The 12,714-nt window shown below is 64.1% G+C and carries 21 protein-coding genes and 1 pseudogene; 11 read left to right on the forward strand and 11 right to left on the reverse strand.

The features are described from left to right. Positions 1 to 262 precede the first annotated feature (262 nt). Positions 263 to 532, forward strand: a complete 270-nt coding sequence (locus tag F7O44_RS14745; RefSeq protein ID WP_162450982.1) for a helix-turn-helix domain-containing protein — start codon at positions 263 to 265, stop codon at positions 530 to 532. Positions 533 to 692: 160 nt separating this feature from the next. Here F7O44_RS14745 and F7O44_RS14750 read toward each other — a convergent pair whose 3' ends face one another. Beyond that, positions 693 to 893: a hypothetical protein gene (locus F7O44_RS14750; protein WP_162450983.1), complete on the reverse strand. Its 201-nt coding sequence runs from the start codon at positions 891 to 893 to the stop codon at positions 693 to 695. Positions 894 to 1,370: 477 nt separating this feature from the next. On the opposite strand from F7O44_RS14750, the gene F7O44_RS14755 reads away from it, so the two are divergent. The 4 genes from F7O44_RS14755 to F7O44_RS14770 all read left to right on the forward strand — a co-directional run bounded on the left by F7O44_RS14755 (position 1,371) and on the right by F7O44_RS14770 (position 3,931). After that, positions 1,371 to 1,871, forward strand: coding sequence for a hypothetical protein (locus F7O44_RS14755; protein ID WP_162450984.1), 501 nt, complete (start codon positions 1,371 to 1,373; stop codon positions 1,869 to 1,871). A gap of 159 nt (positions 1,872 to 2,030) precedes the next feature. Further along, the gene (locus F7O44_RS14760) at positions 2,031 to 2,714 is read left to right on the forward strand and encodes a helix-turn-helix domain-containing protein (protein ID WP_162450985.1); all 684 of its coding nucleotides are present in this window, start codon (positions 2,031 to 2,033) and stop codon (positions 2,712 to 2,714) included. After that, positions 2,711 to 3,514 (forward strand): nucleotidyl transferase AbiEii/AbiGii toxin family protein, encoded by an 804-nt coding sequence (locus F7O44_RS14765; RefSeq protein ID WP_162450986.1) that lies wholly within the window; start codon positions 2,711 to 2,713, stop codon positions 3,512 to 3,514. Before F7O44_RS14760 ends, F7O44_RS14765 begins: the two co-directional genes overlap by 4 nt. A 228-nt stretch (positions 3,515 to 3,742) precedes the next feature. Further along, positions 3,743 to 3,931: a helix-turn-helix domain-containing protein gene (locus tag F7O44_RS14770; protein ID WP_162450987.1), complete on the forward strand. Its 189-nt coding sequence runs from the start codon at positions 3,743 to 3,745 to the stop codon at positions 3,929 to 3,931. A 141-nt stretch (positions 3,932 to 4,072) separates the two neighbouring features. Here F7O44_RS14770 and F7O44_RS14775 read toward each other — a convergent pair whose 3' ends face one another. The 3 genes from F7O44_RS14775 to F7O44_RS14785 all read right to left on the reverse strand — a co-directional run bounded on the left by F7O44_RS14775 (position 4,073) and on the right by F7O44_RS14785 (position 5,204). After that, positions 4,073 to 4,306, reverse strand: a complete 234-nt coding sequence (locus F7O44_RS14775; protein WP_162450988.1) for a DUF4926 domain-containing protein — start codon at positions 4,304 to 4,306, stop codon at positions 4,073 to 4,075. A gap of 10 nt (positions 4,307 to 4,316) precedes the next feature. After that, positions 4,317 to 4,643: a DUF6883 domain-containing protein gene (locus F7O44_RS14780; RefSeq protein ID WP_162450989.1), complete on the reverse strand. Its 327-nt coding sequence runs from the start codon at positions 4,641 to 4,643 to the stop codon at positions 4,317 to 4,319. Between the two features lie 228 nt (positions 4,644 to 4,871). Next, a complete protein-coding gene (locus tag F7O44_RS14785; protein ID WP_187361325.1) occupies positions 4,872 to 5,204 on the reverse strand; it encodes a hypothetical protein in 333 nt (110 codons plus the stop codon). Between the two features lie 93 nt (positions 5,205 to 5,297). Between F7O44_RS14785 and F7O44_RS14790 the strand changes: the two genes are divergently transcribed. Continuing rightward, positions 5,298 to 5,483 (forward strand): helix-turn-helix domain-containing protein, encoded by a 186-nt coding sequence (locus F7O44_RS14790; protein WP_162450990.1) that lies wholly within the window; start codon positions 5,298 to 5,300, stop codon positions 5,481 to 5,483. A 347-nt stretch (positions 5,484 to 5,830) separates the two neighbouring features. Here F7O44_RS14790 and F7O44_RS14795 read toward each other — a convergent pair whose 3' ends face one another. From F7O44_RS14795 to F7O44_RS14815, 5 genes and pseudogenes are all read right to left on the reverse strand, one after another. After that, entirely contained in the window at positions 5,831 to 5,983 is a 153-nt protein-coding gene (locus F7O44_RS14795) for a hypothetical protein (protein WP_162450991.1), read from the reverse strand. 131 nt (positions 5,984 to 6,114) lie between these two features. Next, positions 6,115 to 6,562, reverse strand: a pseudogene (locus F7O44_RS31900) (hypothetical protein); the annotation flags it as partial. Positions 6,563 to 6,574: 12 nt separating this feature from the next. After that, positions 6,575 to 6,853, reverse strand: coding sequence for a single-stranded DNA-binding protein (locus tag F7O44_RS29665; RefSeq protein WP_222851377.1), 279 nt, complete (start codon positions 6,851 to 6,853; stop codon positions 6,575 to 6,577). A 330-nt stretch (positions 6,854 to 7,183) separates the two neighbouring features. Continuing rightward, positions 7,184 to 7,630 carry a MarR family winged helix-turn-helix transcriptional regulator gene (locus tag F7O44_RS14810; protein ID WP_162450992.1) on the reverse strand — a complete coding sequence of 149 codons (447 nt, stop codon included), beginning with the start codon at positions 7,628 to 7,630 and terminating at the stop codon, positions 7,184 to 7,186. Between the two features lie 102 nt (positions 7,631 to 7,732). Then, positions 7,733 to 8,041: a putative quinol monooxygenase gene (locus F7O44_RS14815; RefSeq protein ID WP_162450993.1), complete on the reverse strand. Its 309-nt coding sequence runs from the start codon at positions 8,039 to 8,041 to the stop codon at positions 7,733 to 7,735. Positions 8,042 to 8,229: 188 nt separating this feature from the next. Here F7O44_RS14815 and F7O44_RS14820 point away from each other — a divergent pair, with 188 nt between their 5' ends. From F7O44_RS14820 to F7O44_RS14835, 3 genes are all read left to right on the forward strand, one after another. Further along, the gene (locus F7O44_RS14820; RefSeq protein ID WP_162450994.1) at positions 8,230 to 8,865 is read left to right on the forward strand and encodes a DMP19 family protein; all 636 of its coding nucleotides are present in this window, start codon (positions 8,230 to 8,232) and stop codon (positions 8,863 to 8,865) included. Positions 8,866 to 9,185: 320 nt separating this feature from the next. Further along, positions 9,186 to 9,416: a DUF433 domain-containing protein gene (locus tag F7O44_RS14830; RefSeq protein ID WP_162450995.1), complete on the forward strand. Its 231-nt coding sequence runs from the start codon at positions 9,186 to 9,188 to the stop codon at positions 9,414 to 9,416. Beyond that, complete coding sequence (locus tag F7O44_RS14835; RefSeq protein ID WP_162450996.1) at positions 9,388 to 9,693, forward strand: DUF5615 family PIN-like protein; 306 nt, start codon at positions 9,388 to 9,390, stop codon at positions 9,691 to 9,693. Before F7O44_RS14830 ends, F7O44_RS14835 begins: the two co-directional genes overlap by 29 nt. Before the next feature lie 456 nt (positions 9,694 to 10,149). Here the strand turns inward: F7O44_RS14835 and F7O44_RS14845 are convergent, their stop codons facing one another. Next, entirely contained in the window at positions 10,150 to 10,836 is a 687-nt protein-coding gene (locus tag F7O44_RS14845) for a cytidylate kinase family protein (protein ID WP_162450998.1), read from the reverse strand. A 268-nt stretch (positions 10,837 to 11,104) separates the two neighbouring features. Between F7O44_RS14845 and F7O44_RS14850 the strand changes: the two genes are divergently transcribed. Then, entirely contained in the window at positions 11,105 to 11,581 is a 477-nt protein-coding gene (locus tag F7O44_RS14850; RefSeq protein WP_162450999.1) for a peroxiredoxin family protein, read from the forward strand. A gap of 10 nt (positions 11,582 to 11,591) precedes the next feature. Then, a complete protein-coding gene (locus F7O44_RS14855) occupies positions 11,592 to 12,173 on the forward strand; it encodes an RNA polymerase sigma factor (RefSeq protein WP_222851378.1) in 582 nt (193 codons plus the stop codon). A gap of 16 nt (positions 12,174 to 12,189) precedes the next feature. Here the strand turns inward: F7O44_RS14855 and F7O44_RS32325 are convergent, their stop codons facing one another. Next, positions 12,190 to 12,465 carry an SbtR family transcriptional regulator gene (locus tag F7O44_RS32325; RefSeq protein ID WP_425501393.1) on the reverse strand — a complete coding sequence of 92 codons (276 nt, stop codon included), beginning with the start codon at positions 12,463 to 12,465 and terminating at the stop codon, positions 12,190 to 12,192. Positions 12,466 to 12,714 lie beyond the last annotated feature (249 nt).

The raw sequence follows: 12,714 nt of genomic DNA on the forward strand, positions 1-12,714 counted from the left end.
CGGGGTCGTGGTGGTCTTTGGGGTTCTGTTTGCCGAAGATCTGCAGGACGTTGCGTGGCGTCCTGCACGTCGAGCGTCATGGCGCACCGTTCGCAGGACGTTGCGTAACGTCCTGCGAAGCTTCGACAGGACCACACCACCCCACCGAAATCCGATGCCCCTCATTGGTAGACGTCGACCTTCGACCTACTGTAGCGGCCGGGGGCTACAGTTGGAATGGTGCGCGCCCGAGGTTGTGGAGGAACGCCGATACGCTCGGCTGGTGGTGGATAACCCGTACGGTAGCCGAATCAACGCGATCAGTGACCCGGTGCAGCGCGCGGTTGAGATCGGCAAGCTGCTCAACGACCTCCCGCATGTGGCAGCGGACCTGCGGGAGCTGCGGCAGGCGGCGGTGCTGGAGTTGCGTGAGGCCGGCTGGTCCTACGGCCGGATTGCGGCCGCTCTCGGGCTGCATCGCAACCGGGTGCAGCACATTGCCGAGGGCCGTACCGGCAAGACCAAGCCGCCCAAGTCTGAGGGCGAGGGCTGAGCAGCGGTTACCGGAGCGGTGATCGGGGTCCTGGCCGGGCGCTGAGGTTCACGGCTGCAGGGTGAGTGCCTTGACGTGTTTCGGCCGGACGATGGTGAAGTGCCGGTGGTCGAGCGTGGCAATATCGGTGATCTTCACCAAGTGCCCGTATCGATCAGGATCATTCGCCGAAGCCCTCTGCGAGGCTCTCTTCGACCCGGGAGGAGGCGTCGCGGCCGCCGCGTCCCATGCCCAACGACCTGGGGAGGCGACGCTGCCGTTTCGGCGCGGTCATGGTGGACAGCACTTCGGCCGCTCGGTCGAGTTCTTCCGGGCGGATGCGTTCGACCATGTTGTGCAGGTCTTCGCGCGTCACTGTCATGACTCCGAGGATATTTGACTGTCCGGGCCTGTGCAGATGGAGAAACTCCCTTTGAGGTGCTGATGGCGGGCGGTGTTCACAAGTTCGGAGCTGGACGGAGGGGTGCCGGCCGATGACCAGTGCTGGGCGCGAGCGGGCTCATCGGGTCGGCGAGGTGGTGTGAGGTTCTGATGACGTGTTCGACTCGGCGGCGGTCGGCGCGCAGCGCCCAGTCGTCGTCTCGGCCAGATTGGGGTCCGAGGGCGCTCGGGCTGGCGGTGATTGGCAAGTCCAAGATCAGCAATCTCAGGCTCCGTCAACCTCTTGAAAGGGCAGGGCACGTGCCGCACCAAAGATTGAGCTCGAACACCGGCGCTGCACGCAACGTCAGACGTTCTCGCTAGAGCGGTGCTGGAGGCCCTCGGACACGCTGTCTGGGTCCTCGGGACAGCTGACACGGCTGCCCGGCAGCGTCTTGCACGTGCTTACCTTCTCCACGTGGACAGCGCCCGGCGTGACAAGGACTTGGACGGGCTTCGGCGCGACGACGCGCGCGAAGGCGCACGCCGGCTCCTCGAGGCCCGCGGCCGGTGTCGAATGGTGTTCGACGGGACGACGACACAGACCCTTGAGAAGGGGCAGCTGGACGGCGAAGAACTGCCTGGCCCGACGGCGATGGTGAAGCTCTTCCTCGACACGGCCGTTGACCGCGGTGGTCTCGTCGCGGAGAAGAAGCACACGCATCTCCTGTACGGATACCTGTCGAGCGCTGCGCACCCGACGTTGTTCCGACTCCGGCAACTGCGGCGAGTCTCGGAGGAGTCGGCGGCCCTCAAGATCGAGGTTGAGCCACATCACGCGCAGCAGCCAGCGCTGCTGACGGCGATGCTGTATCACCTCGTGCTCCGGTCATTCGTTAACTACTTCGGCTACCCGTCGCAGCGATGCGAACGCCTCGCTGACCAGATCGACGAGGTGTTTTCTGGCTCGACGATCTAAGCGCCGGTCGGGCATCGTTTCGCTGCGCGGACCGACGACAAACGTGCGTCCTACCGTCGCGTGGCGGATCCGATGGGTGTGCGTCGTTCGGCCGCTTCGCGGCAACTTCAGGCGCTCAGGTGGTTTACAGATTAGGCGCGGAATGGAACATTATCTGTTATGTCGTTGAGGGGAGAGTTCGTCAGCACCGAGGAGGCGGCACGCATTCTCGGTGTGACGGTCCAGCACGTCCGGAGGCTCGTGGACTCCGGTGAGCTGACCCGGATCGCTCGAGGCCTCATCGATCGGTCCTCCGTGGAGCGCTACCTCACCGAACGCCAGGGCGGCCGCACCCGGGCGTGGGCCGAGCACACCGCATGGGGGGCGATCGCGCTCCTGAGCGGGAACACCCCCGCCTGGCTCGGCCCCGTACAGGCTTCACGTCTCCGGAGCGCGCTGCGTGATATCACCGATCCCGCCGATATCCTCGCCCGTACTCGTGATCGAGCCAAGGTCCATACGTTCACCGCGCACCCGGCCGCTGTCACCCGGCTGATGGACAGCATGGCCGTCACCGACCACGCAGCGCTCGGACTTGCGATCGGTCCGGGCGAGCCCGGCGCCGCTGAGGGCTACCTCGCTGCGGACACACTCGACGCCACGGTCAGGTCCCTCGGCCTACGCAACGACCCAGACGGGGACGTCGTCATACGCTCCACCGGGTTCGACTTCGACGTCGTCACCGACCTCGCTTCACGCAGTGTCACCCTCGCGGCCCTGGACGCTGCCGCGTCCCTTGACCCCCGCGTCCGCGGAGTGGGGCAGCGCGCACTCGCTGAAATTCTGGAGGGGTACCGCCGATGACTGGCCCGGGCTCTGAACAGACGCGCCTCAGCGTCGATGTTGACTCCGCGGTCGGTGGTTGGCCGCCGCCATGGCCCAACGTGGCCGAACTGGCGTCCGTGCTCCCCACCGACAGATGGACCCTCGTCGGCGGTCTGATGACGCAGTTGCACGCCGTGCATCACGGCTTGGGAGTTGTCCGGCCGACTAACGACGTCGACATCATCTTGCACATAGAGACCAGCCGGGGCGTCCCTCACGCCACCGCGACAGCCTTAGAGTCCATCGGCTACGAACTCCAGGACACCGTTGACCCGCGCAACAACACCGCTCACCGGTTTGTGCGTGGTTCCAGCAAAGTCGACGTGGTCGCCGGGGCAGTCGAGAACGAGATCGTCGACGTTCTCATCTCCGATCACCCGGCACCGAAGGTCATCGAACGGCTACGCGGACGCGACATGGTCCGCATCGAGGGCGGCACTCAGGCGCTGCGTCGCACCATCAACGCTCGCTTGGAGATCGAGCCCGGCACTATCACCACAGTCTCGGTGCCTCGCCCGTTCGGCGCGCTCATCTTGAAAGCCGCCGCGTACACCACCGACTCCCGCGACCGCGACCGTCACTTGTTTGACGCGGTGGCCCTGCTGGCCTGCATCACCGACCCATTCACCGAGCGAGACGACTTCGCCGGCTCCGACCGCTCTCGACTCGCCACCTTGGTGAAGGCACTGCCCGAGCCGCACCCGGCCTGGCGGCAACTCCCTGAACGCGACCGCGCTAACGCCCAGGCAGCCCTGCGGATTCTGGGCACCCCTGCCTGAGGCGGATCACAGCCTGTCCCTCCCGCTGCAACTCGAGGCTCGAGGTACGTCATATCCGCGAACGACGCAGCTGACGCGGGCTGGGGAACTCGGCCGCAGTGAGCAAAACGGAGGAGTGCTCTCCCTGATGCCGCCCTGGTCGATGAGGGCGTTGTGCTGCACCCTTCTGTCGTGTCCGTGGCTCGGAGGCTCCAGCTAGGTAGGAGCTTGGGAAGGGGAGTGGCGCTGATGAGCGAGTTCATGACCACGTCTGAGGTCGCCGAGCTGCTGCGGGTACCAGCGGAGACGGTCCGGTGCTGGCGGCATGTCGGCAAAGGACCGAGGAGCTTCAAGATCGGTGGCTGGCGGGTCCTCTACGCGCGCGAGGATGTCGAGGAGTTCATCGTCGAGGAACGTCAGGCCAGCGGTAGGCCATGATCAGCCAGTCCGCAAGAGGGCCAAAACCGGCCATCCCGGCCACCGGTAACAAACGGTAACCGCGCAGGCCAGAGCCACGGCGCCGAATCCGCACAGGTGAGCGGACGAGCTGGCCTGTAAGGCGGACGTTGTGCGTAGTGCTTAGGAAGCGGCTGAGGCGATTTCGCGGACGTGCAAGATTTCTCGTCGTCGTCGTGGCCGGATGTCGTCTTCGGCGAGGGTCACGATGGCGACCGTGTTGCCGTCTGCGGCGGTGAACTCCACTTCGTAGCCGCCGGAGGCATAGACGCCGACGACGGCGCCGACATCGTCCTTGACCAGTCCAGCGTTGGGTAGGTCGCGGCGAAGGACAACCACTTCGTGTTCCTTGTACATCGCGATCTCCTTAGCTCGGGTAGGCCGTCACCAGTCGAGGCGGGGTGTCAGCTTCGTCGCTGATCCACACTGTACGCAATCCGATCATCCGACCGTTTGGAGTCTGGATCACCCCGTCGATTACGTACTTGTATCCGAACTGAGTCTTGTGTTCGTCCACGATCTGACCGTGAAGTCCGATCTCTTCGAGATCATCTCGGAGCTGGTTCCAGTGTGCTCTTGTGTAGCCGACAGTGAGGAAGAACGTGGCCTTGTCGCCGCCGACCGGGTGGTCCGCTGCGAGGAGATAGTCCAGCACCTTGCGTTCATCGACGTTCACCTCGCTCCATCGAGCCACAGCCTCATCGTACCGCGATGACTACCGACACCAATGAGATCGCTTTAGCTCCGGCAGAGCGCTGCTGGGGTAATGGCCATGGCACTTGGCCTAGACGGTGTGCGCGGTGAGTCGGCTCCCTCACCAGCAACCGCTTGGGACGCGACCATGAGGGAGTACGTGATCACGGACGCGCTCGCCGATGGCGTCCAGAGCGATGCGGGCGAGCCGTTCCTGCAGCGCATCCGTCTAGGCGGCGCGACCGAGTTCAGGGAAGCGGTTCTCCCACAGTGTGCGGACTTGGCGGGCAGGCAGGATGTTGCGCCACTCCCGGCGCAGGATCGCGCGGTTGAGCAGGCGGCGTTGGTCGGCTTCTTGTCCTTCTTCGAGGACGATCTTGTACATGGCTGCGCGGTCGTAGTCGTCGTCGAGATTGAACTCCCGGCGCCCACCCCAGGCGACCTCGTGGGGCAGAGTGACGAGGCCGTGCTCAGGTCCACGCAACTCCTCAAGCTGCGAGGGCACTGCGTATGGCTTGATGTCTGCGTAGCTGAAGGGTGCTCCTGACCGCTTGCCGTCCATACCACCAGTGTGGCCGGTCACGCACGAGAGCGGGTCGTTGTGCGCGGTGTCGTGGCTCCCGGTAGGTACGGACAGGTTGGAGGGAGATTGCTCGTGAACGAGTACATGACTACTGCCGAAGTCGCGGAGCTATTGCGTGTGCCGGCTGAGACGGTTCGCTACTGGCGGTACATCGGTAAGGGACCAAGGAGCTTCCGGGTGGGTGGTCGCCGGGTGCTGTACGCCAGAGAAGACGTCGAAGCGTTCGTCGCGGCGGCTCGGGCGGAAGGCGCAGCCTAGGGTTCGGGTGCGTCGCCGAAGATCAAGTTCGACCACTTTACGACCACAAAACTACTCGATATGTCCAACGGTCGCCGGCAGTGGTCAACTGCATCGCGCCAGGTCAACTAGCTAAGTCAACGGTTGCCAACGCCCAGTTCGTACACCTGATCGAAGGTCAGGGGTTCGAATCTCCTCAGCTCGGTGGCGGTGGGCACGGTTCTCGTACCTCTCAGGCGGCCGCCTGCCCCCGCGGTGATCCCGCGAGCGCCAGTTGAGAGAAAGAGCATGACCAGCGACGCCGGCCAAGTAAGCCACCGATGATGCCGGTAGACCCGAAGCGACTGATGCGCCCTCGAAGGGCAACGTCAGCATTTTACTTGCCGGATGTCGCGCCGATCCAGGCCTGCCCCTGCGGGTTCGTCTTCGGTGGTCGGATGCAGGCCGAGCGGGTCGGTCATCGCCATGTCCACGATCACCCGCGCCAGCAGTTCCAGGTCGCGCTCGCGGCGAGGTGTCACGACGACACGCAGGCCACGCTCGCTCTCGGGGCGCCGATTGGTCTTGCATTCGTAGTTGCGGATCAGCTCTCACCACCGGCGTAGAACTCGCCCTCGGCCTGCCGGAGCTCGGCCATGGCATCGAGCGCTCACTGCACGAAGTCTTCGTCGCGGTGGGCGATGATCGTGTCCTTCACCGGCTCGGCCGGGTCCTCGCCCGGCCATGCGGTCTTCCGGGTGGGCCCGCTGCGGTCCAGGCGGGTGCTGGAGGCGGCGACCCAATCGCGCAACCGCTGGTGGTCGTCGGCGAAGTCGCGGTGCCGGCCCAGCGGGGTGGAGCCGTTCTGTTCGGGGTCGTAGGCGCACAGCCAGTGCAGTGCAGCGCAGACAGTTCCACCGCAGCCAGTTCACCCAGGCGTTGAGCTCCAGCCACTCGGTCTCGGCCTCGTCGGCGGTCAGCAGATTCCAGTTGATCGGGTGCGGCGGCTCGGGCAGCAAGTTCGCGTTGGCCGGCGTCGCCGGATCGTCGGGCTCGATGTCCTCGAAGTCGGCCTCGTCCGGATCGGGTGGGAGCGGCGGGGCCATATCGTCGTCACTCATGGTCGCCGCCAGTCACATCGAGATGCTCGCCGTGCGAGCCGTGGCTGACTGCGCAGGCGCGGCCGGCGCCGGGGCCCCGATACCGCGCTCGGCGGTCGCCGTGCGGCGTGAGCGGTCGACGTCGTAGTTGGTGCGGGCGAGGTCGTGGCCGATCTTGCGGGTGATGAACTCGCTGCCCTCGACCTGGTTGCCCTTGGTGTAGGTGTAGTCGCGCACGTAGCCTTCGGCGACGAAGTTATCGCCCTTGGCGAACCGCTCGTGGGCGTGCTCGGCAGTCTTGCGATAGGCCACGAGTCATGAAAGGTCGTGTCCTGCTTGGTGAAGGTGCCGTCGTCGTTGCGAGTGAAGTGCTCCTGGCCGCCCTTGGCGTAGAAGCCGGCGTCGCCCTAGTCGGTGTAGGACAACTGCGGCGCGGAGGCAATAAACCCCGACACCGACGGTTGGACGTGCAGTTGCTGGGTCATGACGGAAGTCCCTTCGAACCCGTGCCGCACCCTGGAGGCTCGGCGATGGTCGAAGGGAAGGTGCGCAGGTCCGACCTCAGCGGAAAAGATCATCTCAGCCGAGCTAGCACACGCTCGGGAGAACACGCCGATTATTCAGCGGCCTCCTAGAGCGCCTTCACCGGCCATCGCCCGCCCGCATGAAGTCGCTGATCAACGCGAAGTACCCCGGCAGTACGTCATCGAGCACGTCTTTCCCGTGTTCGGTCAGTACGATCGCTTTCGACCTCCTGTCGCGGTCGTCCGGTGCGACCACAATCAAGCCATCGTCCTCCAGAGTTCTGACCGTTCGTGTCATAACCGGCTTAGAGATATCCACCCGTTCGATTATCTCCCCCATCGTAAGGCTGGATCTGCCCGGCTCGCGATCAATGACGATGAGAATAAGGAAGCGGAGGAGAGAGAGGTTGAGCCCAGAGAAGTACGCTTCCAGATCACGGATGAGCAGGCTGGCTCGCCGCATCAGGGCCAACGCATCCTCCACGGCCTGCACATCCATCTCGGGGTAGCGCGAGCCGTAGCGATCCATCATCTCCCGCGACGGGAGTTCCTTGAGGAAGAACATCAGCAGCGTGGTCCTATCCCACCGATCACGGGAGCTGACGTGCCAGCCGTGTCGGGGAACTGGTCGGGATCCCCACCGGACGCCGCGTACTGCCCTGCGACCTCATGCCACATACTGCATCTTGGTTACCTCAACTGCGGAGGCTAGCCAGTCCTTGTAGAGTTCGAAGACCTCCTGCGTGTAGCTCTGGCGATAGTGGTAATCAAGTGCAGCTTCGTCAGTAAATTCCTCGTACAGGCAGAGAAGCCCCTCGCTTTCATTTTCAAGCAGGCTGAACGCGTGGCAGCCTTCCTCTGAGCGGGTCCGTTCTACGATGCCAGCCAATGCATCCCTCGCAGCAAGATAGTGCTCTGGCTTCGGCGTGATCTTCGCAAAGATGAAGAGGTGATTGTTTCTCAAATTAGTTATCATGAGAACTAAATTAGGCAATTCGACCTTCCGTGTCAACCCGCCACACCCATTCGCCAACAGCACCAGAGCCCGTGACCGACTCCAGAGGCGGCCTGACGAAACCTGGGAGAACGGTCGCGCTACTGTCGTAGGCTGGGCCCTGTTCGGCAGGAGGGTGGGCTTCGCGAATGGGAGTGGCTGGATCCCCCGTGGTGGACGTGGTTTTCGAGGAGAAGCGGATTCTTCTCGTCCTTGAGGACGGCCGCAGGCTCGCAGCGCCGATCGGTTGGGCGGGTCCTGTCGTTGCGGCGATGGACGAGACCGAGCGGGCGGGCTGGGTACGCACGGACAACGGTACTGGAGTGAATTGGCCCGCTGCAGGGCAAGCCTCAAGCGACGGCGCCTTGGACGTCTGGGCCTTGGAAGAGGACGGGCTCTACGAGGAAGCGCTGAGTGAGCTCAAAGCCGCGGAGTGGGACGTATCCGCACTCTCAACGCGCTCTCGTTCTCTCGTTGCGCTATGGCGACTCATCGCGGACGGCAACAATGGAGGACTCCTGCAGGTCCTCGGCAACTGGGGTGTGGGGGAGATTCATGCTGGACTCGCGGCGCTGGCCTCGATCGAGGCGGCCCGCACACTCGCGGTAGTCCGCGAGTTCTGGAAGATCGTTGGCCCGATCGCTGAATCCGAGGGCGTTAACACGATGAATGACGTCTACACCGCGATCACCGGAGCTGACCTTTCGCCTCGTCTCGATGAGTTCGATGAGGCCTTCTGGGATGCCGCGCCGGAGCTGACACGACTCGTGCCTCTCCACTTCGGACCAGCGCCCTCCGCGGTATGACACGAAGGAAACCCGCCGAGTAGTAGCTAAGCAATGCTGCTTCTCAGGTCGGTCTTGATCCAAGTCAGCACCGCGGCAAGAGTGATCGCCGCAGCACAGTTCCGGGCGGCCTTATCGGTGCGCATCGCAATACCGCGCCACTGCTTGAGCGGGTTGAAGCAGCGCTCAACGACATTCCTGCTCCGATACCGTCCTCCCCTTTGCTGCTCACCGAAGTCAATGGGCCGGCCGGGCCTCTTCCTTCTCAACGGGACCAGGAAGCCTGGTAAGTGCCGAAATGGGCACAGTGCGAGACCAGTGCGTCTCGGTACGCTCTAGGCATGGCGCTTGACCGAATCGCCATCGATCACCGGATCATGGGCGGGGTTCCCTGTATCCAGGGGACCCGCATACCCGTGTGCATGATCGTCGGTCGCCTGGCGGAGGGCTCGTCCCGGGACGAGATTCTGGCTGATTACCCGCAACTAGCGCCAGGCGACGTTGACGCCGCGCTCCAGTTCGCGGCCGCCGCTGTCGATCAGCGTGAGATGCCGCTTCTGGCCACCGCGTAAACTCCTGATCGACGAGTGCCTGAGCGCACGTCTGTGCGGTCTGCTCGCAGAGATTGGCCACGACGCGGTACATGTTGGCGACCTTGGTCTGCTGGGCAAGCCTGACGCGGATGTGATGGCGGCTGCCAAGGAAGATGAACGCGTGGTGATATCGGCGGACACTGACTTCGGTGAACTCCTGGCGAAGAGCGGGGCGGCGCTGCCCAGCGTGGTGTTGCTTCGCCGCCCTGGCAAGACTCCGGAAGAACAAGCCGCCGTTCTCAAGGCCACTCAATAGCTAGATCACGCTCACCCCGTAGACGCGAACCCTGAGGCAAGTCACCGGACCGGATGCGAGCCTCGATATGGGCGGCTATCTGACGGTACAAGTACGGGGGTGACCATCATCTGGGCTGAACGGCTCTACTGTGCCGCATTGCTCCCCGGTCATGGGCTGGGTCTGCTGCACGGATAGGTGACATCGCGACCACTAGGCGCATGATCTGGCGGTATAGGACGGTCAGTGCGTTGTGGACGTCGGTCGCTGCCTCGCCGATGCGTTCGACGGCGTGCCTTCTCCTCGCTCCATCTCCAGCACTTCGCGCCAAGTGCTTGCCGTCTTCTCGTCAACCCAGTCCTCATCCCATCCACCGCTGGGAACAGGTGTTGTCCACGTCGCGATGTCCCCACGGCTTTCAAACACCGCACCCTGCAATACGTGCGGAATGTCCTCTGTGCGATCCTGTGGATCTGATCAGCGTGATCGAATCTCCCAGGCCGGCCGCTGGAGCTCTTCGTTGTGGACGATGATGTCGGCGCGGTCTGTTGGGTGGGCAGTGGCGAGGTAGAGCTCCTGGGAGGGGATGTAGCGGTCTTGCCAGGCCCGCTCGATCTCGGTTGTGCTGGCCGCGGATCCGGCCAGCGCCTCGCCTCGAGTTTGGGCGCGATCTAACGTCCGTTCGAACGTGACGGACATGAAGATGCTGAAGTCCCAACGGTCGGCCAGCTCCGGGCGCAGAAGGAAGACGCCGTCGAAGAGCAGCACGGCGTCTGCGGGTGCTTCGGCGATAGGGACACGCAGGGTGGTGTCGGTGCTTCGGTCGTAGACCGCCCGCTGGAATTTTCGATCACCAGCTGGCCCTAGCGGGTCCAGCAGGACCTGGCACATCGTCTCGTGATCGTGGCTGTCGAAGTAGCAGCCCTCGGGCGAGTACTCGCCGCGGCGATAGCGTTGTGCCTTGGGGAACAGGAAACCCTCGATCGTCGCGCGGATGACTTCGCGGCCCTGTGCGCGCAGGACAACGGCAAGTTCGTTGGCCAGTGTCGTCTTGCCAGCGGCAGGCGGCCCGTCGATGGCGACGCGCACTGGGTGCCCGACCGTGACGGAGTCAATCGTCTCGGCCAGGCGGCTCAGGAGTTCGCTGCGGGTACCGCTGCTCATGGTCTACCACCGTCCACTGTGTCGTGTGTCTCGTCATACGGGCGCACCTTACGGCCTGTCCCGTGTGTCAGCCTGCCGCCATCTCCTCACGCGGCTGCACCTTCTCTCGTCGGGCCTTCGCATACGGCCCGTCTGTCTCTCGCAGAACGCGCTCTCGACGTCGCCGCGGACCCCATCTTGGTCGCAGGCGAATCCTTTTCCCGGGTGTGCGTCTCTTCTCTTCAGGCGACTCACCGATCTCGGGTGTCGCTAGTCGAAAGGAGAGAACATGATCAAGGTAGGCCAATTTGCGCCTGATCTGCAGCTGACCGACACCAGCGGTGCGGCTATCCGCCTGCACGACTTCCGCGACAAGAGTCACGTGCTCATCTACTTCATGCGCCACACCCGATGCCCGATGTGCAACCGGCACGTCAAACGCCTGGCCGCGAACGCCGCCGACTACGCCGCCCATGGGGCCACCATCGTCGTGGCTGTGCCCGACGATGCAGGCACAGCGGCGCGATGGGCCGCCCGGATGCAGCTACCATTCGCCGTGGTGATGAGCGCCGAGGGTACGCCCCACGCGGCGATTGGTCTGGCGCGCAAGGTCTTCGGCTCGATGCAGGAGTCGGGCACTGTCCTCGTCGACCGCACAGGTGTGGTCCGCTACCTCAACATCGCGACGGTCCCGTCCGGTGGCTACTCCCACCGGGCCGTGATGGACGCGATCGCTGTGCTCGCTGGCGAGCTGGAAGACAAGTAGCGTGTCGGTCGTGAAATCGGACGAGCCGGGTTGGCCCGTCGGCGACATCGTGATGGCGGCGCAGAAGGGTGACGTTGACGCGATCCGCGCCTTGCTGACCGCCTCGCATCCGCACGTACATCGGTTCGCCCGCACCGTCTGCCTCAGCGAGCAGGATGCTGAGGATGCCACCCAGGAAGCAATGATCATCCTTTATCGCAAGATCGGGACCCTACGTGCTTCCGCGGCGCTGGCCTCGTGGATATTCCAGATCGTTCGCAACGAATGCCTACGCCTCATCGTCACGTCCCGGCGTCGGAGGCAGGAGCCGATCGATTCGGTACAGGACGCCTCCCACGACGTAACGCTTGAGCATGAGGTAATCCAACGACTGGAGGTCGAGCGGGTCGCAGTCGCGATCGCCGAACTGCCCGATGATCAACGCCGTGTGCTTATCCTGCGAGACGTGTACGGCCACTCCGGCAAGCATGTCGCCAACAGCCTCGGACTCAGCGTGGCGGCGATGAAGTCACGCCTGCACCGGGCCCGGACCGCCGTGCGCGACAGGCTGGACGTGCCGGACAAAGGCCGTCAGCCGCCATCGGAGTCGTGACCACGGGGGACAACGTTCAATGTCTCCTGGCGGCAGTGTGTCTCTGCTCTTGAGTGTTTGCTGGTCGCAGTCCGGCGATGGCCACTTCGAGTCCAGGGCCATGGCGAGTTGGCGGAAGGCGGCTTTCGGTCGTCAGAACGCCGGCGAGGATGGCGTGTATCTCCGAGGCTGTGACGTCCGGTCGTACGGCGCCGGAGTGTTGCGCGACGGTGAGCAGAGCCTGGAGCGCTTCTGCTAGTCGGGCCCGTTTTCCTCTCTTGGATCTGTACCCCCGGCGTTCCCCGAGGGCTATTCAGCATGTTCAACGCAGCCCCATCCGCTCGGCTGCCCAGATGCCGAACATAGATGTGTGTGACCGCGAGGCTGTTGTGACCAAGCCAGCTCGACACGGTGGCGACATCGACCCCGCGAATGAAACTGGTAGAGAGCAATGTTCCGGCCGGTCCGAGTGGGTGGGAGTGATCTTGGGTCGGTGAGGCTATTCGCATGGTTGGTGATTGCGGGTGACTTCTAGCGGGTGCGGGCGATCTCGGCGGCGTAG

The organism is Phytoactinopolyspora mesophila, from assembly GCF_010122465.1.
In the GTDB taxonomy this organism is placed as follows: Bacteria; Actinomycetota; Actinomycetes; order Jiangellales; family Jiangellaceae; genus Phytoactinopolyspora; species Phytoactinopolyspora mesophila.

What these genes read in the sequence shown, in the direction of transcription:
- F7O44_RS14810 (WP_162450992.1), bottom strand. Translation starts at nt 7,630, where the DNA reads ATGTTCTTCCTCAAGGAACTCCCGTCGCGGGAGATGATGGATCGCTAC.
- F7O44_RS14750 (WP_162450983.1), bottom strand. Translation starts at nt 893, where the DNA reads ATGACAGTGACGCGCGAAGACCTGCACAACATGGTCGAACGCATCCGC.
- F7O44_RS14785 (WP_187361325.1), bottom strand. Translation starts at nt 5,204, where the DNA reads ATGGACGGCAAGCGGTCAGGAGCACCCTTCAGCTACGCAGACATCAAG.
- F7O44_RS14845 (WP_162450998.1), bottom strand. Translation starts at nt 10,836, where the DNA reads ATGAGCAGCGGTACCCGCAGCGAACTCCTGAGCCGCCTGGCCGAGACG.
- F7O44_RS14815 (WP_162450993.1), bottom strand. Translation starts at nt 8,041, where the DNA reads ATGATAACTAATTTGAGAAACAATCACCTCTTCATCTTTGCGAAGATC.
- F7O44_RS14830 (WP_162450995.1), top strand. Translation starts at nt 9,186, where the DNA reads ATGGCGCTTGACCGAATCGCCATCGATCACCGGATCATGGGCGGGGTT.
- F7O44_RS14770 (WP_162450987.1), top strand. Translation starts at nt 3,743, where the DNA reads ATGAGCGAGTTCATGACCACGTCTGAGGTCGCCGAGCTGCTGCGGGTA.
- F7O44_RS14765 (WP_162450986.1), top strand. Translation starts at nt 2,711, where the DNA reads ATGACTGGCCCGGGCTCTGAACAGACGCGCCTCAGCGTCGATGTTGAC.
- F7O44_RS14775 (WP_162450988.1), bottom strand. Translation starts at nt 4,306, where the DNA reads ATGTACAAGGAACACGAAGTGGTTGTCCTTCGCCGCGACCTACCCAAC.
- F7O44_RS14850 (WP_162450999.1), top strand. Translation starts at nt 11,105, where the DNA reads ATGATCAAGGTAGGCCAATTTGCGCCTGATCTGCAGCTGACCGACACC.
- F7O44_RS14760 (WP_162450985.1), top strand. Translation starts at nt 2,031, where the DNA reads ATGTCGTTGAGGGGAGAGTTCGTCAGCACCGAGGAGGCGGCACGCATT.